The organism is Bradyrhizobium sp. USDA 4473 (assembly GCF_054063335.1).
The window spans coordinates 4,235,063-4,255,745 of sequence record NZ_JBSSGE010000001.1 but is presented as its reverse complement, the minus strand read 5'-3'; the positions used below and the strand labels follow the sequence as shown (position 1 = coordinate 4,255,745).

At 65.8% G+C, this 20,683-nt stretch carries 16 protein-coding genes; 6 read left to right on the top strand and 10 right to left on the bottom strand.

Annotation, left to right across the window (positions count from 1 at the left end; genetic code table 11):
- Window positions 1-275: 275 nt before the first annotated feature.
- The 3 genes from ACVW17_RS19705 to ACVW17_RS19695 are packed head-to-tail and all read left to right on the top strand — an operon-like array spanning window position 276 to window position 1,177.
- Window positions 276-494 (top strand): DUF4169 family protein, encoded by a 219-nt coding sequence (locus ACVW17_RS19705; protein ID WP_456753416.1) that lies wholly within the window; start codon window positions 276-278, stop codon window positions 492-494.
- Complete coding sequence (locus ACVW17_RS19700; RefSeq protein WP_021077181.1) at window positions 491-766, top strand: ribbon-helix-helix domain-containing protein; 276 nt, start codon at window positions 491-493, stop codon at window positions 764-766. Before ACVW17_RS19705 ends, ACVW17_RS19700 begins: the two co-directional genes overlap by 4 nt.
- 57 nt (window positions 767-823) lie before the next feature.
- Window positions 824-1,177 carry a VOC family protein gene (locus ACVW17_RS19695; protein WP_456753415.1) on the top strand — a complete coding sequence of 118 codons (354 nt, stop codon included), beginning with the start codon at window positions 824-826 and terminating at the stop codon, window positions 1,175-1,177.
- A gap of 63 nt (window positions 1,178-1,240) precedes the next feature.
- Here the strand turns inward: ACVW17_RS19695 and ACVW17_RS19690 are convergent, their stop codons facing one another.
- Entirely contained in the window at window positions 1,241-4,987 is a 3,747-nt protein-coding gene (locus ACVW17_RS19690) for an AsmA family protein (protein ID WP_456753414.1), read from the bottom strand.
- A gap of 199 nt (window positions 4,988-5,186) precedes the next feature.
- Window positions 5,187-6,419 carry a cytochrome P450 gene (locus ACVW17_RS19685; RefSeq protein ID WP_456753413.1) on the bottom strand — a complete coding sequence of 411 codons (1,233 nt, stop codon included), beginning with the start codon at window positions 6,417-6,419 and terminating at the stop codon, window positions 5,187-5,189.
- 156 nt (window positions 6,420-6,575) lie between these two features.
- Here ACVW17_RS19685 and ACVW17_RS19680 point away from each other — a divergent pair, with 156 nt between their 5' ends.
- Window positions 6,576-7,187 carry a TetR/AcrR family transcriptional regulator gene (locus tag ACVW17_RS19680; RefSeq protein WP_456753412.1) on the top strand — a complete coding sequence of 204 codons (612 nt, stop codon included), beginning with the start codon at window positions 6,576-6,578 and terminating at the stop codon, window positions 7,185-7,187.
- 3 nt (window positions 7,188-7,190) lie between these two features.
- Here ACVW17_RS19680 and ACVW17_RS19675 read toward each other — a convergent pair whose 3' ends face one another.
- Window positions 7,191-8,477: an MFS transporter gene (locus ACVW17_RS19675; RefSeq protein WP_456753411.1), complete on the bottom strand. Its 1,287-nt coding sequence runs from the start codon at window positions 8,475-8,477 to the stop codon at window positions 7,191-7,193.
- 205 nt (window positions 8,478-8,682) lie between these two features.
- Between ACVW17_RS19675 and ACVW17_RS19670 the strand changes: the two genes are divergently transcribed.
- Together ACVW17_RS19670 and ACVW17_RS19665 are read left to right on the top strand one after the other, a co-directional pair.
- On the top strand, window positions 8,683-9,162 hold the full coding sequence (locus tag ACVW17_RS19670) for a hypothetical protein (protein ID WP_456753410.1): 480 nt from the start codon (window positions 8,683-8,685) through the stop codon (window positions 9,160-9,162).
- A gap of 15 nt (window positions 9,163-9,177) precedes the next feature.
- On the top strand, window positions 9,178-9,846 hold the full coding sequence (locus tag ACVW17_RS19665) for a class I SAM-dependent methyltransferase (protein ID WP_456753409.1): 669 nt from the start codon (window positions 9,178-9,180) through the stop codon (window positions 9,844-9,846).
- Here the strand turns inward: ACVW17_RS19665 and ACVW17_RS19660 are convergent.
- The 7 genes from ACVW17_RS19660 to ACVW17_RS19630 form a co-directional block, all read right to left on the bottom strand.
- Complete coding sequence (locus ACVW17_RS19660; protein WP_456753408.1) at window positions 9,770-12,739, bottom strand: ATP-binding protein; 2,970 nt, start codon at window positions 12,737-12,739, stop codon at window positions 9,770-9,772. The two genes, ACVW17_RS19665 and ACVW17_RS19660, sit on opposite strands and share 77 nt — an antisense overlap.
- 326 nt (window positions 12,740-13,065) lie before the next feature.
- Window positions 13,066-13,812 carry an ABC transporter ATP-binding protein gene (locus ACVW17_RS19655; protein ID WP_456753407.1) on the bottom strand — a complete coding sequence of 249 codons (747 nt, stop codon included), beginning with the start codon at window positions 13,810-13,812 and terminating at the stop codon, window positions 13,066-13,068.
- Window positions 13,793-15,592: a branched-chain amino acid ABC transporter ATP-binding protein/permease gene (locus ACVW17_RS19650; protein ID WP_456753406.1), complete on the bottom strand. Its 1,800-nt coding sequence runs from the start codon at window positions 15,590-15,592 to the stop codon at window positions 13,793-13,795. The genes ACVW17_RS19655 and ACVW17_RS19650 overlap by 20 nt, the downstream gene beginning before the upstream one ends.
- Entirely contained in the window at window positions 15,592-16,449 is an 858-nt protein-coding gene (locus tag ACVW17_RS19645) for a branched-chain amino acid ABC transporter permease (protein ID WP_456753405.1), read from the bottom strand. Before ACVW17_RS19645 ends, ACVW17_RS19650 begins: the two co-directional genes overlap by 1 nt.
- A 19-nt stretch (window positions 16,450-16,468) precedes the next feature.
- A complete protein-coding gene (locus ACVW17_RS19640; protein ID WP_456753404.1) occupies window positions 16,469-17,665 on the bottom strand; it encodes an ABC transporter substrate-binding protein in 1,197 nt (398 codons plus the stop codon).
- 161 nt (window positions 17,666-17,826) lie between these two features.
- Complete coding sequence (locus ACVW17_RS19635) at window positions 17,827-18,810, bottom strand: NAD(P)-dependent oxidoreductase (protein ID WP_456753403.1); 984 nt, start codon at window positions 18,808-18,810, stop codon at window positions 17,827-17,829.
- A gap of 11 nt (window positions 18,811-18,821) precedes the next feature.
- Window positions 18,822-20,678 (bottom strand): TRAP transporter large permease, encoded by a 1,857-nt coding sequence (locus ACVW17_RS19630; protein WP_456753402.1) that lies wholly within the window; start codon window positions 20,676-20,678, stop codon window positions 18,822-18,824.
- Window positions 20,679-20,683 lie beyond the last annotated feature (5 nt).

Here is a 20,683-nt window from a genome sequence, read left to right as displayed (position 1 = left end):
GGGCGACGCGCAATGTCCGGATAATTACGGTCAGCGCGCGTGATATAATTATGGACCATAACGCCTAAAGACTAAGGCCCGTTACCTATCAGCTCTGCGCTGGCGCGTGGTACAGACGTCTAGTTTTCGCAGAGCGAAACGGATTCTTTGATGCTATCAGAAGCATCAAATGGGGATTCGGGATGAATATCGAGCCGGGCGCGCAGTGCAGTCGCTCTTGCTTTCGTCACGATGCATCACCAATTCCGCTTTGGGGACGATTGAGGACGACGAGCATGGGCGACGTGGTCAACCTGAAACGATTCAAGAAGCGCAGTGAGCGCGAACAAGCAGCCAAGCAGGCCGAAGCCAATCGTGCGCTATTCGGTCGCACCAAATCCGAGCGCGCGCGTGACGAATTTCTCGACGAGCGCAATGCGCGTGTGCTCGATCAGCACCTTCTCAATCAGCACCTTCTCAATCAGCAGCGTATCGAAAGTGGAGACGCATCATGAAGTCTCCCGTCGTTAAGCGTTCGATCGTGGTTGCCGGCCACAAGACCAGCGTCAGCCTCGAAGAGGCCTTCTGGAACGGCATGAAGGAGATTTCCGGACTGCGGAACATGACGCTGTCGGAATTGGTCGGCGAGATCGACAGCAACCGTCAGCAGGGCAATCTGTCCTCCGCGATCCGGCTTTTCGTGCTCGACTACTTCCGCTCGCGCGCCACGCCGGCCGTGCCGACGGATGTCAGGCCGCAGCAGGTCGATACGCGCCAGCAGGCCTGACCGCCTCTCCGACCGTCGCCATCGCGCAGACGGTCGCTCCACCGCGCAGACTTCCGCATGAAGGTCAATCGCATCGTCGCGAGCGTTGCCACAGCAGACATTGCGGCAGCGACGTCGTTCTATCGCGACATCCTCGGCCTCGCGTCGCTGATGGATTTCGGTTGGGTTGCGACTTACGGCTCATCCGAAACGATGCAGGTTCAAATCAGCTTCGCATCCGAAGGTGGCTCCGGCACGCCGGTGCCCGATCTCTCGATCGAAGTCGACGATCTCGACGAGGCCCTGCGCCGGATGACAGCTGCCCGCATCGCGATCGAATATGGACCGGCGGACGAGCCGTGGGGCGTGCGGCGGTTCTACGTCCGCGATCCCTTCGGCCGACTGATCAATATTCTCCAGCACCAGTCGTGAACCGCCTCGGCTCGACGCGGTTTCTTCACGCGAACCGGTAGCCGCGATGCCTTGAGGCGCGCTTCAGTTTTGCATGGCCGGCCGCGGCGGCGGATTGGCGACCTGCGGCGTCAGCGACAGCGGCGGGCGCAACGGCCGCAGCCTGGCCGCACCGGGTGCCGGCTTGACTTCGATCGGCGGCGGCAACGGCGCCACCTGGGGCTGGCCAGCAATCGGCGCGGGCGGCACGACGGCAGGTGCGGTGGCAACCGGCGGGACGATCGGCGGCCGCGGTGCCACGATCTTCGGCTTCGCAGGGACGCGGCGCGGATCGGGGCCGGGCGCCGGCAGATTGGCCGAAGGCACTGCCGCCGAATTTGGGTTGGACGCATCAGGCGCCGGACCGATGGTAGGCGAAAGCGCCGCAGGGGCCGGCGGCGGCGCCGGTTCGCCGCGCTCGATCGCGTCAAGCCGCCTGGTCTCGCGGTCGATCGCGCGCACCGCAAGCCACGACGACAACGCGCCAATGTCGATGCTGCGCGACAGCCCGTCGGGCGTGCCCACGGCAAGCAGCTGGATTTCCGGGCGACTGTTGGCGTTGCCAACCTGCGTCGATGCCAGTGCGGCGCGGATGTCGGCCTGATCGGCCGGAATGTCGTAGCCGCCGGACACGATGGCGTTGGCGCCGTTGGCCGCAAGCGTGGTGGCCGCGACACGGATGCGGCCGTCGCGGATGTTGAAGGGAATTTGCGCCGAGGCGATCGACAGCCCGCCGGCGGCGAGCGCCGGTTCGACGATCTGCCTCAGCTTGACATCGTCGGTCGCCTGCCCGGAATCGCTGGCGCGGATCGCGACGTCGAACGCACGCGGATCGAGACCCGGAAGGTTCAGCCCCTCCAGCGTCACGATGCCGCTGCCGGACATCGCACCGGTCAACGCCGCGGCACTACGGCCCTGCGTCAATAACGTCATCTGCATCGAAGCACGTGCCTTGGGCATCGCGAGACTGCGATAGCGCAGCGCCGACGCGTCGACGCCCGACAGCTGCACATTGGCGTTCAATGCAAGTCCGTTGACGCCCTGTCGCGCATCGATCGAGGCGGTCGCCTCGCCGCCGCCGATCTTGCCCTTGATGCCGTCGAAGGTCAGCGCCTGCCCGTCCGACCTGATCGTGCCGCTGACCGGCTGCAGCTCGGCGCCGCCCGGCAGCAGGCCGTGCAGCGCCTCGAACGTGACCTTGCCGCGCCAGGCGCTGGTGAGCCCGGTGCCGAGCGGCTCCGCCGCATCGTGGCCGGCCGCACCGATCGCGGCTGCGAAAATCGGCGCCAGCGTGATCTGATCGAGGCCGATTTCGCCGTCGATGCTCTTCTGATCGGCGAGCGTCAGCGCCAGACGGCCGCGCATCCGCGAACCGGCGACGATGCTGTCGAGATCGTCGAAGGTCAGCCGGTCGCCCGCGAGCGTCAGCTTCGACGACAGACGGATGTTCGCTGCCGGATCCGATGATTTCAGATTGAGCAGCGGACTGATGTCGGCGCTGCGGACGCGGAGGCTGACGCTCGATTTGCTCTCGCTCGCCCCATCCCTTGCCCCATCCTTGCTTCGGTCTTTGGACCACGGCTCCGCGCTGCCTTCCGCATCCGCGTCGAGCCCGGCACCCCAGAGCCGTGCCTTCAGTCGCAACGGCGCCTGCCATGCGCCGCTCACAGTGCCCTCGAATTGGGTCGCGCCCGCACCGGCGGCAACCACGCGGTCAAGCCCGAGCAGCGCCAGCAAGGCACGGCCTTCGCTGGCCGAGACCCTCGCTTCCGCCGTCACCTCGTTGCGCCGAAGCACATCGACATCCAGCGCACGGATCGCAGCCACCTGCGGCGTTGCCGAGATCACCGTACTGCCCTTCAGCTGCGGCGTGTCGAGATCGAGCGTCGCGCGCGCGCTGACCCGATCGGCGGCCTTGCCCTTGCCAAGGTCAAGCGCGAGCCTGGCACGGACCGGGCCGGCATCGGCGCGGAGCACGCCAAGCCGCGCGGCCAGCGCCGGCGCGAACGGCTGAACGACCGCGACCAGCCGGCCAAGCGAGGCGGCGCTCGCGTCGACTGCGAGCTTGCCGGTCGAATTGGCGCGGTCGAAATTGCCGCTCCCGTCAAGGGTGACATTGTCGGGCTGACCGATCTTCACGCGCTCGAGCACGATGCTCTTTTGGCTATAGGCGATCTTCGCCAGCAGCGGCCGCAATTCCTGCCCCGAGGAGATGGCACGCCCGACGTCGAGCGAGAGCTGCGCCTCGTCGGGCCATTCGGCCTGCGGACCGGCCAGCGAATGGATCAAGGCAGCGGTCGCATCGAGATCGAGCCGCTCCGCCTTCAACTGGGCTTCGACCCTGGAGCCGTTCGCGGCATCGCGATGAGCGACCGCGACGCGGCCCTCGAGCGTGCCGCTCTCGATCTCCGCCTTCATCGCATCGATCGAAAAGCCTGACGGCGACACCGTGACATCGCCGCGCAGCCGCAGCGGCTTCTGGCTGCGATAGGTGACATCGCTCCGCCCCTGCAGCCAGCCCATCAACGCATCGGGATCGGACGATTCGACATTGAGCGCGGTCTTGAAGCTGTTCGAGACCCCGGCTTGCGCGCTGGCGCCGCTCATCGAGACCCGCGTCGATCCCGGCGCGCGAAACTCCAGCCGGCGCACGGTCCACGATTTGGCATCCGATTGCAGCTCGGCCGAGATGTCCTGCAACGGACGCCCGCCGAGCATGATCTGCTCGAATGTCAGCTCCATCTGTGCCGGAATCGGACTTTGCGGCAGGCCCGACAACACCGCGCGTAATGCCGGCAGCACGCGCACCGGCTCGACATTGCCGTTGTTGCCGTCCTTGGCGCCATCTTTGGCCGCGAACTTGTCGCCGTCGAGCTGCCGCGCCGTGAGCGAGGCGCGCAGTAGCGGCGACGCGCCGAACCGGAGATCGCCGTTGCCCGTGAGCTTCAGTGCGCCGTCCTCGGCGCCATAGCTCACCTCGATCTGGTCGAGACGTGCCGCCGAATAATCCGATTTCACCTTGGTCGCGATCCGCCAGGGCGGCAGGTCGCTGCCGCCGCGCTGGCCCGGTGTCCCCGCCAGCGTCATCGTCCCCTCGAAGCGCGGCGTGCGGGCCTCGAAGGTCAGGATGCCGTCGAGATCGGCCGACACCGGCCGCTGCCCGGGATCGATGTTGAAATGCAGGCGGGTACCGCTGCCATCGGCGCTTTGCCCCGTCGAGATCCGAAACGGATAGCGGTTGCCGTCGAACATGAAGTTGCCGTCGCCACGGATCGCGCCGGCCAGCGAGCGGACGTCGCCGCTGAAGGCGATGTCATTCAGCTCCAGCGTGCTGTGGCTCGCGGCGTCATGCAGCGCAACGCGGCCGGTCAGGTTGAGCCGGTCGATCGCCAGCGAGGCCAGATTGAAGCTGCCGCTCGACGGCGACCAGTCGATCCGCCCCTTCGGATCGAGCCCGAGATCGAGCGACACGCCGTTGACGGTGAGCTCGTTGGCGCGCACCTCGCCGCGCATCAGCGAGCTCAGGCTGAACTCGACATCGAGACTGGCGGCCCGGACCTTGCCGAGGTCGTTGGTGCCGCCGACGCTGACGGTTTTCAACCGCAGCGAGGGCGCCGGGAGCAAACGCGCGTCGAGATTGCCGGCGACGCGCACCGGCGCGCCGATGATCTTGGACGCTTCCTCCTCGAACTGCGGCCTGAACTGGTTCCAGTCAACGAAATACGGACCGACCAGCGCGGCCACCAATGCAAGAATGAACGCGATTGCCAGGCCGAGCAGCGTCGTCTGCACGGTGTCTCCCTTTGAGCCCGCTCCGCGGCAGCCTCCTTATGCTGAACCTTTGCCAACCCTTGGCCGGAGCAACCCAAATATAGAGACAAGTATGGCGAAGTCACAGCGGCTTTACCGCTACAACGTTAATCGGACGGTGGTTTTCCGCTCAAGCGTGCGTGCGCCAGCTTCACGGCAGGGCCGCCCCCTTCCGGGAACGTCACCAGCTCGCCGGCAGCCGCTTCAGCCCGCGCAGCACGAAGGTCGGCCGCCACTCCGGATTTTCCGCGTCATCGAGCCGCAGGCCGGGGATCCGGCGCAGCAGGGTCGAGATCGCGATTTCGGCCTCGATCCGCGCCAGCTGGGCACCGAGGCAGAAATGGATGCCGCCGCCAAACGACAGCGGCTTCACGTTCGGCCGCTGGATATCGAGCTTCTCGGGATGGTCGGGATAAACCGCCGGATCGTGATTGGCGGAGCCGAGCAGGCACAGCACGCTCTCGCCCTTCGGGATGCGCTTGCCGCCGAGATCCTCAATGTCTTCCAGCGCGACGCGGCCAGTCATCTGCACCGAGGAATCGTAGCGCAGGAACTCTTCGATCGCATTGGTGATCAGGCCGGGATTGGCTTTGAGCAGCGCGAGCTGGTCCGGGTTGCGGAACAGCGCGAGGAGCCCGTTGCCGATCAGGTTCACGGTGGTCTCGTGGCCGGCGCCGAACAGCAGGATGATGTTGCCGGTGAGCTCCTCGTTGGTGAGCTTCTGGCCGTCCTCCTCCGCCTGCACCAGCTGCGTGGTGAGGTCGTCGCCGGGCTGCTTGCGCCGCAGCTCGAACAGCTGATGGAAGTACATCGCCGCCATCGCATTGCCGGCGTTGCCCTGCTTGATCTCCTCGGGTGTCAGCGGCACCGGCTCCAGCAGCCGGCCGCCGTCACGCGAGCCGTTATAGAAGGCCTCGCGATGCTCCTCCGGGATGCCGAGCATGTCGCAGATGATCGTGACCGGGAGGCGGAACGCGAAATCCTCGATCAGGTCCATCCTTCCTTGCGGAATGATGCGGTCGAGCGTCTCGTCGACGACGTGCTGGATGCGCGGGCGCATGTCCTCGACGCGGCGCGCGGTGAACGCCTTGACGACAAGGCCGCGCAGCCGCGTGTGATCGGGCGGATCCTGCTGCAGCATCCAGTGGCTCATGCTGCGAATGACCGGCTCGTCCATGATCTTGGGGCCGTAGCGGCGGATCGTACGCTCGACATAGTCCTTGCCGAACCGCTTGTCGCGCAGCACGAGGCTCGCCTCGGCATGGCGGCTGGCGACGAAGGCGCCATGCGCGTTGACGTGCATCGGATCGAGACGGCGCAGCCGCTCGTAATACGGATAGGGATTGCGAATGAATTCGGGGGCCAGTGGATTGAAAAGCGGATCGCCGCTCGCCGGCTGAACTTGCTCGTTCATGGTGACCTCGTTCGCTCGTGCACCGGTGCCTAAAACCCTGGCGCGCCTTGGTGTCATCCTCAAGACCGCACCATCACGGATGCGGCCATTTTCGTTTCATCGAATGCAACTCGATACACTATTGTATTGAGTTGCATTGTGCCCTAAACTGCGCCGATGTCAAGGGTTCGAACCAGACCGACACGAGACGACACCTGCGAGAAGCTGTTCGAGGCGGCGGCGCGGGTGTTCGAGGAACAGGGCATCGGCGGCGCCAGCATCGAGGCGATCGCAGCCGCCGCGGGCTTCAGCCGCGGCGCCTTCTATTCGAACTTCAAGAGCAAGGACGAGTTGATCTTCGCGATGCTCGAGGATCACGTCGAGCAGTCGATCCGGCGCAATCTCGACCTGCTCGCCAAGCACAGCAACCTGCCTGACTTCCTGGAGGCGCTGCGCACTGTTGATCGCAGCCAGCAGGACCCGCTCGGCCGCTCGCCTCTCCTGCACATGGAGATGATCCTGTTCGTGGCGCGCGCCGAGAAGCGGCGGCCCGAGCTCGCCAAGCGGCTGCGTGCCCGGCGCAAGCTGATCGCCGACATCGTCGCGACCGCGCAGAAAAGCAGCGGCAGGAGTCCCAGGCTCAATCCGGATTGGACCGGCGCGATCGTGCTGGCACTGGAAGACGGCTTCCGCCTGCATCGCCTGATCGATCCGGACACCACGCCCGCCGACAGCTGCCTGCGTGCGATCACCGACCTGCAGCGCGCGATCGGCGTTTCATCCGCCTGATCTTCAGGCGGCGATCTTGTGCACCTGTCCGGCGACGGCGCGGACCTTGCGGGGCGAAGCCTGCCAGATCGCGAATGCCGACAGCAGGCTGACGGCGATCCCGACCAGGAACGCGCTGGTATAGCTGCCCGAGACATCATAGAGCTGGCCGGTGATCCAGGGGCCGGCCGCACCGCCGGCGAGCGCAGCCAGCATCACGGTGCCGAAAATGCTGCCGTAGTGCCTGCCCTGGAAGATCTCCAGCACCACCGGGCCCATCACGGATGTCAGGCCATAGCCGAGCGCGCCCTGGGTGAAGACCATCAGATAGATCAGCGCCATGCTCGGCCAGTATTTCAGCGCAGCCAGCGCGGCAAAGCAGATCACGAAGCCGAAGCAGGAGATCGCCCACACCCATTCGCGGCCGATGCGATCGGAAAGATGCCCGAGCCAGATCTGGCCGGGAATGCCGAGCAGGCTGACGACGCCAAGCGCCCAGACGCCGACATTGGAGCTGAAGCCGATGTCGAGCAGGAACTTGGTCTGATGCACCTGCACCGCATACCAGATGTACAGGCCGCAGAAATAGCCGATCGCGATCCACCAGAACCGTGCCGTGCGCAGTGCACGCGGCAGCGTCCAGTCGGTGCCGGCCCAGGCCGGATCGACGATGTTCGATGCCGGCTTGGCCGACGTCGCCGTCGGCGCGGCATCGCCGTCCGGTTGCAGGCCGATGTCCTCCGGCCGCTTGCGCAGCAACAGGTTGATCGGCGCGAGCACGACCAGCACCACGATCCCCATCGCGGTGCAGGCGGTGCGCCAGCCGGTGTGCTCGATCATGTGCTGGACCCATGGCAGCAGCGTCACCGAACCGATGCCGACGCCGGCGAATGCGAGCCCGATCGCAAGGCCACGGCGGCGGATGAACCAGTTCGGCACGAACAGCGACTGGCCGGAATAGCCGAGGCAGACGCTGCCGGAGCCGACCAGCACGCCGATGGTGAGATAGAGGTGCCAGGGTTGCGTGGTCAGCGGCGCCAGCAGCAGGCCCGAACCCATCAGCAGCACGCCGAGCTCCATCACCGCGCGCGGCCCGCGACGATCCATCAGCCGGCCGATCAGCGGGCTTGCGATTCCCGAGGCGATAAAGCCGAACGAGAAGGCCCCCGCCGTGACGCCGCGCTCCCAACCGAACTCGGAGATGATCGGGGGATAGAACAGCGAGAACGCCGTGCGCGCGTTGACGCCGATCGCCATGGTGACAAAGGTCACCGCGACGATGATCCAGCCGTAGAAGAAGGGGAGTCGCATGGAGGCACTGTCGAATGGGATGAACAAGAAGCCGACCGGACGGGACGGCTCACGAAGAGCGCAGGCTTTGCATCATGCACGGCCAACTCTGTGAAGCAATTCATAGACAGCCGCGCAAACCAGTGATTGTAAACCGTGAGCCATCCGCTCTCGTCTAGCCGGAAGCCGGGAAGCGGGTTATCATGGCCTTTTCAGGAGGAATACAATGGGTGGTTTGGTTGCCGACAGTTACGTCCCCAACGTTTTGCAGCAGATGAATTCCCGACTTATCGGCGAAGCGCTGAGCGAAATGGTTCAATTTCAGAAAGAGTTCAAGGTCTTCTCGCCGGACCGTTCGCTGGAGACGTCCTTCAAGCTGCTCAATATTGCGCCGGTCGGCGAAGCGGATCGCAGGGGGTTCTACAGATTTCTGGGCCTCTTGAAGAAGACGAGCGCCTCGGTCGACGGCAAGGCAACGAAGCTGACTGGACACGATCAGATCATCGCATCGCTGAAGGCCAATCTCGAGAGCAGCAAGCCGCTGGCGGTGCAGTTTACCTCGCACCCCGGGGAGTCTCCGAAGGGCGTCGTGAGGGTGACGGCCGGCGATCGCGCCTTGAACTATTCCGCTCTGGTTTTTCTCACGATCTCGATGCCGATGATCAGGGCCGACCGTCCCAAGGCCGCCGTCCGCAACAAGAAGTAACCTGACACCACGGCGATGCTCGACCCGCACGCCAAGGTCCGCGATTACTATTCCGGAACGCTGGAGCGCCATGGTCCGACCCCGCTCGGGGTCGATTGGCCGAACGTGCTCTCGCAAAACCTGCGCTTCGTGCAGCTCCTGAAGCTGTGCGATTTCAGGCGGCCGTTCAGCCTGAACGATTTCGGCTGCGGCTACGGCGCGCTGCTGGAATTCCTGGCGACGCGGCATGGCGATGCCGAAGTGACCTATCGCGGCATCGACATTTCGCCGGCGATGATCGCGGCCGCCCGCGCCCGCTGGGCCGGCAGCACGCAGGCCAGCTTTGCCGAGGGTTCGCAGTGCGGCGCGCTCGCCGACTATTCGCTGGCAAGCGGGATCTTCAACGTCCGGCTCGGTCATCCGGTCGCGGATTGGGAAGCCTATGTCGGGGCAATCCTTGCCGATCTCCGGGACAGCAGCCGGATCGGATTCGCCGTCAACTTCATGCTGCCGCGTGACGACGCCCGCACCGAGGCGGGGCTTTATCGGACTGCACCGGAGCGCTGGATCGGGTTTTGCAATCGATTGGGCCGCGTCGAGGTGGTCACCGACTACGGCATGCGTGAATTCACGCTTCTTGTCCGCAGGACGACGACTGCACGACCGGAAACAGGCGCTCATAGGGTGAGGCGCCGGTCTCCTTGATGAGATTCCGCGCGTGAGCGAGCAGCTCGTTCAACCGATACTGCGGGTAACGCAGGCGGTCCGCATTGACCACATGCGCCAGCACCAGCGTCAAGCGGCATTCGGCGAGCCGCGCCCGCCGCTCCCGCGCAACCACGATCCCCTGTTCGGCCGCGCTGAAGGCCGCGCCGTGGCTGCCGCTCTTCAGATGAATTTCGGCGAGCAGCGCCAGCATGTCGCTTTCATATTCGAGGCCGGCGAAAGCCTCGCGCGCGAGCCGGATCGCCGATTCTAGCTTCTGGATCGCCGCAGCGTGGTCTCCCGCCAGCGACAGCGCCAGTCCGCGGCAGACGCTCGCATACACCGCGACATAGGGCGTGTCGTTTCTCCTGGCGATCTCGTCGATCCGCAAGCTGTGAAAATCGGCAAGCTTTTCGTCCTGCGTCAGCCAGGCCATTTCGACGCCGGCATGATGCGGGATGAACAGGACCGCCGGATCAGGATGGCCGCTCTCGCTGGCGACCAGTCGGGCAATGCTCTCCCGCGCAACATCGAAGTTCCCCGTCCGCACCAGCAGCCGCGCGTGCAGGCCCTCAACCCATCGTTCCACATTGAAGCCAAGCGGCGCTTCGTGCGCCTTCTCGATCTTCGCGATGTGCTGGAGTGCGGTCTCGCCGGCCGCGAGCGCTTCGCGCATCTTGCCGGCATAGCCGTAGGCCTGGCACAGGAACACCTGCATCATGGTCCTGATGCTCGGGTCCTCGGAGACCTCGATCGCTTGCAGCAGTTGCCGCACATATTCGTCGGCCGAGCCCGTCCCGGCCGAGACCCGGCCAAAGGCGGCAAGCAGCAGGACCTCCCAGAGCGAGTCCTTGAGGTCCCGTGCAGCAGCCATGGCCTCGCGGAAGAACGGCGCAGCCTCCTCGGCGCTGATGCCTTCGCGCCAGCCAAGGATCAACACTTGACCGGACGCGTGCATCCGCAGCCGATCGGTTTCCGGCGAGCGCGGCAGCGACTGCAGCAGCAGCCGGACCTTGAGCCACGACTTCATCCCGAGCCGCGAATTGGTCGTACCGACCCAGCTCGCCGAGCGGGCCAGATAGTTGGCGGCTGATCCGAAATCCTTGGCCGATTCGAAATGATACGCGATCAGATTGGCATATTCGCCGAGCCGGTTTTGGTAGAATCGCTCCAGGGCACCCGCGACCGCCTGGTGCAGTTCGACGCGGCGGCCGCGCAGCTGCATCGCATAGGCGACCTCCTGGATCAGCGGATGGCGGAATGCGTATCGGTCGGGCTCGATCTCGCTCGCAACCGCCTGGATCAACTCGAGATGCGACAATCGGCCGAGAATGCCGGCGAGTTCGTCGTCGCTTGCGCGTGCCACTTCGGCCAGCACCGAAAACGGGAATTCCCGTCCGATCGTGGCGCCGACCTGAAGCACTTCCTTGTCCATCGGCGCGAGACGGTCGATGCGCGCGCCGATCACAGTCTGCACGGTCGTCGGCAGCGTCTCGGCGGACTCCTGCCCGGACATCTCGTAGTGGCCGGGGCGGCCGGCGAGATCGCCACTGTCGATTAGCGAACGGACCAGCTCCTCCGCGAAGAACGGATTCCCGCCGCTTCGTTCGACGATACGGCCGGAAATTGCGGCCGTGGACGGATGCTCGCCAATCAAGTCCGCGATCAGGGCGGAGATATCCTCGTTGCGGAGTTCGTCAAGCCGCAACTCCTGGAATTGCGGCCCCTCCTGCCACGGCGCCTGATAGGTCGGACGGTAGGTGAGGATGATCAGGGCGCGGCTGACATGCGCGACATTGACCAGCGCCGAGACGAACTCCATGCTCGCCTCGTCGAGCCAGTGGATGTCCTCGATGATGATCACCGACGGCGTGCGCGTGCCGTCGCGCACGAGGCTCGCGACGAGATTGACCAGCCGCGTGTGCCGCGTCTTCGGATCGAGCGCAGGCACCGGCGATTGCGGGTCGCGGATGCCGAGAAAGTCGGCGAGCAGCGCCACGTCTTCCATCAAATGCGGGACCGAGGACTCGATCCGTGCCGCGACCTTGGCACGCGCCGTCTCGGCGTCGTCGCTCGAGGCGATCCGGAAGAAGTTGCGGAAGAATTCCAGCAGCGGTTGCAGCGGACCGGAATGGTCGTAGGGCGACGCGCTTGCCTCCTGCACCGGCACCAGACGCTCCTTGGCGCCGCGCGCGAATTCGAAGCACAGGCGGCTCTTGCCGATGCCGGGCGGCGCCGAAATTCCGATCACCTTCCCGGCGCCCTGCTCGGCGCCCGCGAACGCTTGATGGAGGATGGCGAGCTCGGCATCGCGCCCTCGATAGGTGCCGACCACGGCATCCCGGAACGGCGCGCGCGACGGCTTCATTCCGACCAGCCGGTAGACGCCGATCTGCCGCGGGAATCCCTTGACGTCCTGATGGCCGAGGGCACGCGCATCGCAAGATGCCTGCACCAGCTTGAACGTCGATTCCGTGACGCAGATGTCGCCCGGCTGGGCCATATGCTCGAGCCGGCTCGCCAGATGCACGGCGGCGCCATAGACGCCCTGCTCCTTGGTGAACCTGTCCGGCACGCCCGCGACGATCTCGCCGGAATGGATGCCGACGCGCAGCACGATACCGTTGTCCCGAGACGACTGAACCATGGTGAGCGCCGCCTGGCAGGCACGGAGGGCGTGGTCCTCCTGGGCGTGCGGAACGCCGAAGATCACCATCAACCCGTCGCCCATGCTGCGCATGATGGTGCCGTCGAACTGCCGGACGGCATTACCCATCCGCGCCAAGGCGGGCGGCAGGCGATCCAGCGCAAGCTCGGGATCATTGTCCCCGATCAATTCGGTCGAGCCGACGATGTCGGCAAACATCACGGTGACGACCTTGCGTTCGCCCACCGGCTGGGGCTGGTCCAGGCGCTCGCCGCAGGCCCCGCAGAACCGTGCGCTCTCGAGATTTGGATGCTCGCAACTCAGACAGACGGAAGTAAAGCTGAGGCGGCACGACCGGCAGACGCCATCTTCTTCCAGGGTGTCTGTCTGACAGGCCGGGCACAGCATTCACACCACCTTCCCGATACCCCGTCCGTTGGCTGGCTCCGGCGCATCCTAGCACAATCGGCAGGCCTGCCGCATGAGGCCCCATGAAGCCAGAATCGGCGCCGAGCGCCAAGCCTTACCTTTAACCAAGCCTGACCTTTAAGCGGGGCGGGGATATGGCGGCCTCAGGCGCCCAGGGCGTGGCTCTCGTGGCCGAAATAGGCGCGTTCGAGCCGGTGCGGCAGGTCGTTTTCGCCGGTCGGCGCCTCCAGCGCGATCACCCCCTGCACCAGCGCGTAGACACGATCGGCCGATGCCAGCGCCTTTTCCAGCAATTGCTCAACCAGCAGTACGGACGTGCCCTGCTGGCGCAACCGACCGATCACATTAAGGACGCGATCGACCAGCACCGGGGAAAGCCCCGCCGAGGGCTCGTCGAGCATCAGGAGCCGCGGACGGCGGACTAGGCCCTGGGCCACCGTCAGCATCTGCTGCTGCCCGCCCGACAGCGCGCCGCCGCGCTCATGCCGCTTCTCGGCGATCTCGGGAAAGAACGACAACGCCTCCTCGATGCGCACGGCGCGTTCCGCGCGCGGCAGGTCGTAGCCGGCGAGCAGCAGATTGTCGGTGACCGAGATCTGCGTGAACACGCGATGTCCCTCGATCACGTGCACGAGCCCGGCGCGCGCGGCATCGCGCGGCGTGGCGTTGGTCATGTCGCGGCCGCCGAACCGGACCTGCCCGGCAGTGACCGGCAACAGGCCCGACATCGCACGGAGCAGCGTGGTCTTGCCGGCGCCGTTGGGACCGAGCAGCGCAACCACCTCGCCGGCGCCAATCGTCAGGTCGATGCCGTGCAGCACCCGGATCTTGCCGTAGCCGGATTCCAGCGCGGTCACTTTAAGGAGGGGGTCAGCCGCCGAGGTAAGCACTGACGACCTCCTTGTGAACGCGGATTTCCGCCGGCGTGCCCGCCGCCAGCGTGCGGCCGAGATTGAGCACGGTGACCTGGTGGCAGATGTCGAAGATCAAATCGGCATGGTGCTCGACCAGCAGCACGCCGGTGCCGCGGCCGCTGACCGCCTTGATCAAGGTGGCGAGCCGCTCGATCTCGTCATTGGAGAGGCCGGCCGCAGGCTCGTCGAGCAGCAGGAAATCCGGATCGAGCATCAGGGCGCGCGCGATCTCGATGAAGCGCAGCTCGCTGTGCTGCAGCCGGTCGGCGCGCACATCGGCGAGCGCCTCGAGGCCGACGACGCCGAGCAGCGCGCGGGCCTTGGCGGCGAGCATCCGCTCGTCGACGCCGTTGCGCGGCAGCGCGAGCATCGCCTCGACGAAATTGGCCCTGCCCTCGATCGAGCCGCCGATCATGACGTTCTCCAGCACCGAGGCTTCGCCGATCACCCGCGGCGTCTGGAAGGTGCGCGCGATGCCGCATGCGGCGCGCTTGACCGGCTGGCCCGCGGGCAACGTCGCGTCGCCAAGCGTCATGGTGCCGGCCTTCGCGGCGTAATAGCCCGAGATCACGTTCAGCGTCGTGGTCTTGCCGCTGCCGTTCGGGCCGATCAGGCCGTGGATCTGGCCGGGCGCGACGTCGAGATCGAGGCCGTCGATCGCCTTCACATTGCCGAAGCTGAGCGCGATGCCGCGCAGCTGCAACGCCTTGCCGCCGTCGCGGCGGCGCACGATGTCGGCGAGTGCGGCCGGGCGCGGCACGATGGCGCGGTTGCTGGCGAGCGGACGGCGGTTACGGAAATCGAGCAGCGCTGCGATCCCGCCGGGCATCACCAGCACGATCAGGAGCAACAGCACCGCGTAGAGGAAGGTCGACCAGGACGCTAGCGGCGCCGCGATCTCCGGCAGGATGGTCAGGATGATGGTGCCGAGCATCGGCCCGAGGATCGAGCCGCGGCCGCCAATCAGGATCGCGATGAAGAACAGCACCGAGAGATCGAAGGTGAAGGCGTCGGGCGTGATGTAGGTTTGCAGCGTCGCGAACAATCCGCCGGCGATTGCCGCCAGCGCGCCGGCGAACAGGAAGATCGCGATCAGCATGTTCGGCTTGGAGATGCCGCTGGCCTCGGCCGCGACCTCGGCGTCGCGCACCGCGATCAGGGCGCGGCCGAAGCGGCTGCGCGCGATATTGGCGCTCATCCAGGTCGTGAACGCGGCGAAGCCGATGCAGAGGCCGTAAAATCCCCACGGCGTATTGAACGGCGCCGGAAATTCGGGACCCGTGATGCCGATGCCGCCGCCGGTCACGCTCTGCCACGCCAGCGCGATCTGGGTCACGATGGTCGCAAAGCCCAGGGTCGACATCGCGAAATAGAAGGTGCGCAGGCGCAAGGCCGGCAGGCCGACGATCACGCCGAAGATCGCCCCGATCAGGCCTGCGATCGGCAGGGCGGCAAACACCGGAATGGCCGGCATCACATTGCCGGCGACCAGCACGCTGGTCGCATAAGCGCCGAGCGTCAGCAGCGCGACATAGCCGATCGCAAGATGGCCGGCGAAGCCGACCACCAGATTGAGGCCGGACACCAGCACCCAGTAGATCGCGGCGCGGGTGCCGATCAGCACCCAGTAATCATTGCTGACGAACGGCAGCAGCACCGCCGCCGCCAGAATGCCGAGGAACGGCAGGATATGCGGCAGCGCGGCGCGCCATGCGCCGATGTCGGTTCGAGGCGGCGTTGCAGCGACCGAGCTCATCACACCCTCCGCGCGGTCGAACTGCCGAACAGTCCCTGGGGAGCTGCGAGCAGCACCACGATGAACAGCGTGAACACCGCGACCGAGGAGAAGATGCCGCCGACCAGGAAGTTCGCCGCCTGCTGGAACAGGCCGAGCGCGAGCCCGCCGATGATCGCGCCGCGGTTGTTGCCGAGCCCGCCCAGCGCCACCGGCACGAAGCCGTAGAAGTTGAGCAGCGCGCCGTTGGCAAAGAAGGCGAGCAGCAACTGCCCGCCGGAAAATCCGGCGATGCCGCCGACCACGCCGGCGAGCGCGTAGCTCGCCACGCGCAGATTGCGCTCCGGCAGACCGAGCGCCCGCGCCGCGAAATTGTCCTCCGCGATGGCCAGGAACGCGCGGCCGACCAGGGTGCGGCGGTAGAGATATTCGAGGCCGATGATGGTGACGGCGCAGGCAACGACCGGCAGCCAGAATTTCTCGTCCAGCACGCCCTCGCCTAGCCCTACGACGCGCGGAAACGGCTGCGGTTCGGTGCCCCATTTGATCGCGGTGACCTGCTGGATCATCAGCGCGACCGCCAAGGTCGAGAGCACGTAAAGATGCTGGTCGAGGCTCTTGAGCACCGGCCGCACCGCGACGAATTCGGTGACGATACCGATTATCGCGCAACAGACCAGCGTCAGCACGAAGCCGACAGCGATCGGCAGGCCGAGCTTCAGCGTGAACATCGAACCGAACACGCCGCCCAGCATCGCCAGCTGGCCGGCGGTGAAGCTCATCACCCGCGAGGTCGAGAACATCGTGTTATAGGTGACGCCGACCAGCGCGTAGATCGCGCCCGCCGCGAGACCGGATGCAAGGATCGAGGCCAGCATCGGCTGCGTCCTCGCCCTTCTATATATACCCCGGCGCCAGCGCGAAGGTGCCGTTCTTCGCCGTGCTCGATTCCGACATCACGATCTCTTCGGTCAGGTAACCGTTATGCTCGGTTGGCGAGAACCGGTAGTTGCCGAAATAGCCCGGATAGGTCGACAGCGAATTCCAGTATTTGATGATCCCTGCGCTATCGGTCGAGCCGCTTTCCGCGACGGCCTTGGCGATCAATTCGATGCAGTCGATGCCGCCGGCGACCCACCACAACAGCGTATCGTTCAGCGCGATATTGGCCTTGGTCAGCCGCGCGACCAGGTCCTCGCTCTTCGGCGGCAGCTTACCGGCGCTGTCATAGCTGCAGCTCTTGTAGCCGATCGCATAGACCTTCTTCCAGTTCTCCGGTTTTGCAACCAGGCTCGCGAGCTCGCCCGACGCCATCGAGGGGTGGCCGACGAAGGGCACGTCCCAGTTCATCGCGGCGCGGGTGTTGAACATGCGCGCCTCCATGCCGGTCGAGACGCTCCACACCACGATCGCCTCGGCGCCGGTGTTCTTGGCGCGCAGCATGTCCGGCGTCATGTCGGGCTGGGTGGAATCGATGTTGGCCTGATACACGACTTCAGCGCCGTCCTTCTTGAACGCCGCGACCGAGGCACCGACCGCTGTGACGCCGTAGCCGGTGGTGTCGCCGATCACGGCGACCTTCTTCACCTTGAGGATCTTCAGGCAATAATTGCGCACCGCATCGTCCCATTGGCTGTTCGACGGCGCGATGCGGAACGCATTGGGGAACTTGACCGGATCGATCAGGGTCTCGACGACACAAGGATGCAAATCGGGCATCTTGGCGCGCGCCATGATCGGCGTCGTCGCCAGCGCCTCGCCCGAATTAAGCGGCCCCCAGATCGCGTGAACCTTGGCCTGGCTGATCAGCTCCTGCGTGGCGTTCACCGCCTTGGTCGGATCGCCCTGGGTGTCGCGCATCACGAGCTCGATCTTGCGGCCCTTCACGCCGCCGGCGCCATTGATAGCGTCGACCGCGAAGTTGACGCCGCGGTTGAAGCCGACCGTCGGCGCCGAGCTCGGCCCGGTGATCGCCGCGAGACAACCGATCTTGATCGGTTCCGATTGCGCGATGGCAGGAGCCGGGAAGGAGAATGATGCGGCACCGAGAGCACCGGCGCTGCCCAATAAAACGTCACGGCGTGAGATGGCCATGTGATGCACTCCCTGTTTCCCTCTCGGCGCCCGTCGTTTGCTGCGGGACGTCCGTTCATTGATTATCCGCGCGCTCTTGGGCCGCGGTTACGGGTTCAAGTTTGAGCTGGGTGCAAAGGTCTTGTCCAGCCCTTCCGATAGCATTAGGCATTGCCGAACTTTCATGGCCGCGGCCGCCGCGTCCAGTGCGCGGCATTGACCGCGCCGACGGGGATCTCACCGGCGACGATCTTCGCGACCTGGCGCACGGTCTCCGACGACTGATGCTCGATGGCTTGCGGCGTCAGGCCGCCGACATGCGGCGTTGCGATCACATTGCCGAGCTTGGCGAGCTCAGGCGTCGGCATCTGGTCGGGCGCGCGGCCGACATCCAATGCGGCACCGGCAATGCGACCGTCGCGCAGCGCGGCCGCAAGGGCCGCCTCGTCGATGAGGTTGCCGCGCGACAGATTGATGAAGAACGCGTGCGTCTGCATCTGCGCCAGTTCCGCCTGCCCGATCAGGTTCTCGGTCTCCGCATTGGCGATCGCCAGGCAGACGACAAAGTCCGCGCGCGCCAGCAGATCATCGAGCGGCAGGTGTGCGATCGCCGTATCTTCAACGGTCGCGAAGGGATCGGCGACCAGCACGTTCATGCCGAGGACTTTGGCGATTTCGGCCAGATGGCGCCCGATGCTGCCATAGCCGATGATGCCGATCGTGCTTCCCGCAAGCTGGCGCCCCATCACGACCTCGGGCGCCCTGCCCGCGTGATAATCCGCGGTCGCCCGCGAAACGCCGCGCGACAGATCGACCATGAAGCCGAGCGCGAGCTCGGCAACGGACTGAACGAAGCCGGCGCTCGCTTGCGTCACCAGCACGCCGGCAGCGGACGCGGCAGCCACATCGATATTGCGGATATCGACCGCGCAGCGCACGAAGGCGCGCAGCCTTGGCAGAAGCGGGAATATCTCGCCGGAGCCCTGCGTCGTGCGATCGGCGACGATGATGTCGACATCGGCGGCGGCTTCAATCAGCGCCGCCGCGTCGAGCGCCTCGTCACCTTCGTGCAGCCTGACATCGGCGATCGCGCGCAGGCCGTTCAGGCTGCGCTCGCCGTAATAGTCGCGGCGCATCTGCGGGGTGTGGGCGAGGAGTACCTTCACGGTTCTATTCCCTAATAGCCGAGCGCATGCGGCAACGCCGTGCTGATCGCGGGCACGAACGCGATCACCAGCAGGCACAGCAGCAGCAGCCCGAGATAGCCTGCGATCGGCTTGATGGTCTGCTCGATCGGCACATTGCCGATCAGGCACGCGCCGTAAAGCCCAAGGCCAAGCGGCGGCGCAAACAGCCCGAGCCCCATCGCGATCACAAGCACGACGCCGAAATGCAGAGGATCGATGCCGAGCTTGACCGCGACCGGCAGCAGCAGCGGGCCGAAGATGATCAGCGCCGCGGCGCCCTCGAGCACCGAGCCCATCACCACCAGCACCAGGATCGACAGCAGCATGAACAGCCAGACGCCGTGGCTGCCCGAGATCGCCAGCATGAGATCGCCGACCGCATGCGGCACCTGCTGCAAGGTCAGGATGAAGGCGAGCGACTGCGCCGCGGCGACGATGAACAGCACCAGCCCCGAACGAACCGCCGATTGCACGAAGCAGTGCGCGAGGCTCCTCGCGCCGAGCTCGCGGAACAGCAGGCTACCGACCGCGATGGCATAGACCGCCGCAAAGGCCGAGATCTCGGTCGCGGTGGCAAAGCCGCTCTTGAAGCCGAAGAAGATCATGAAGATCAGTCCGAACGAGGCGATCGCGCCGGTCCACAATCCAGACACCGCGGCGCGCGGCTCCGCTTCCGCGTTCGCGGCGGGACGCTTGCCGAAGATGATGGACACCGCGATCAGCGCCAGCGCCATCAGCGCGGCCGGCAGCATGCCGGCGACGAACAGCCCGCCGATCGAGAGGTTGGCGACGAAGCCGAGGATGATCAAATTAATGCAGGGCGGAATGGTCTCCGCCATCACGGCGGACGCCGCGAGCAGCGCCACCGCGCCGCCCGGGTTCTGCCGCGAGCGGCGCGCCGCCGGGATCAGCACCGAACCGACAGCGGCGACGTCGGCCATCTTCGAGCCTGAGATGCCCGAGAACAGCACCATCGACATCACCATCACGACGTTGAGGCCGCCGCGCATCCGACCGACCGCGCGCTGCAACAGCTCGATCAGCCGGACCGACATGCCGTTGGCTTCCATCAGATAGCCGACCAGGATGAAGAACGGGATCGCCAGCAGCACGAAATTGTCGATGCCGCGCGCCATCTGCTGGGCGAAGATCACGCCGGGCAGCGTGCCCTCGACCCAGATGAAGATCAGCGCGGCCAGCGCCAGCGCAAAGCCGATCGGCAATCCGCCGAACAGCGTGAGGAAGAAGCCGATCAGCATCAACGTCTGCGACGACGGCACCGACGACGGCGCGAATGCATCCCACGCGAGATAAAGACCGACAATGACGGCGGTCGCGACCATGCCTGCCGCCATGTCGCGCAGCGGCCGGCCGCAGAACGTCTCGAACGCGAACACCGTCATGAACGCCGCACCGATACCCATCGGATAAAACGTCCACTCCAGCGGCAGGCCGGAGCCGGAGGTCTGGCCGGTGGTCAGCCAGCCCATCTTGATGGCGTTGAACGCGACGGTGGCCGCAATGATGGTGACGAGCAGTGCGCCGACCGCGTCGACCACCCGCCGCACGCCCGGGGGCAACATGTCGATGAAGAAGGCGACGCCGAGATTCTCGCTGCGCGCCAGCGCGCTCGCAGCCCCGAAGAAGCTCGACCCGACCATCAGCCCGCGGGCGACGTCGTCCGACCACTCGACCGGCGCGTTGAACAGGAAGCGGGCCAGCACCGAGACACAGACCACCGCGAGATCGGCGGCGAGCAGGATCGCGGCGATCGCATCACTGAGCGCGAGCAGCGGCGCCGTGATCCGATCGGTGCTATTTCTCGTCGCGACTGCGGCGACTGACATGCGCC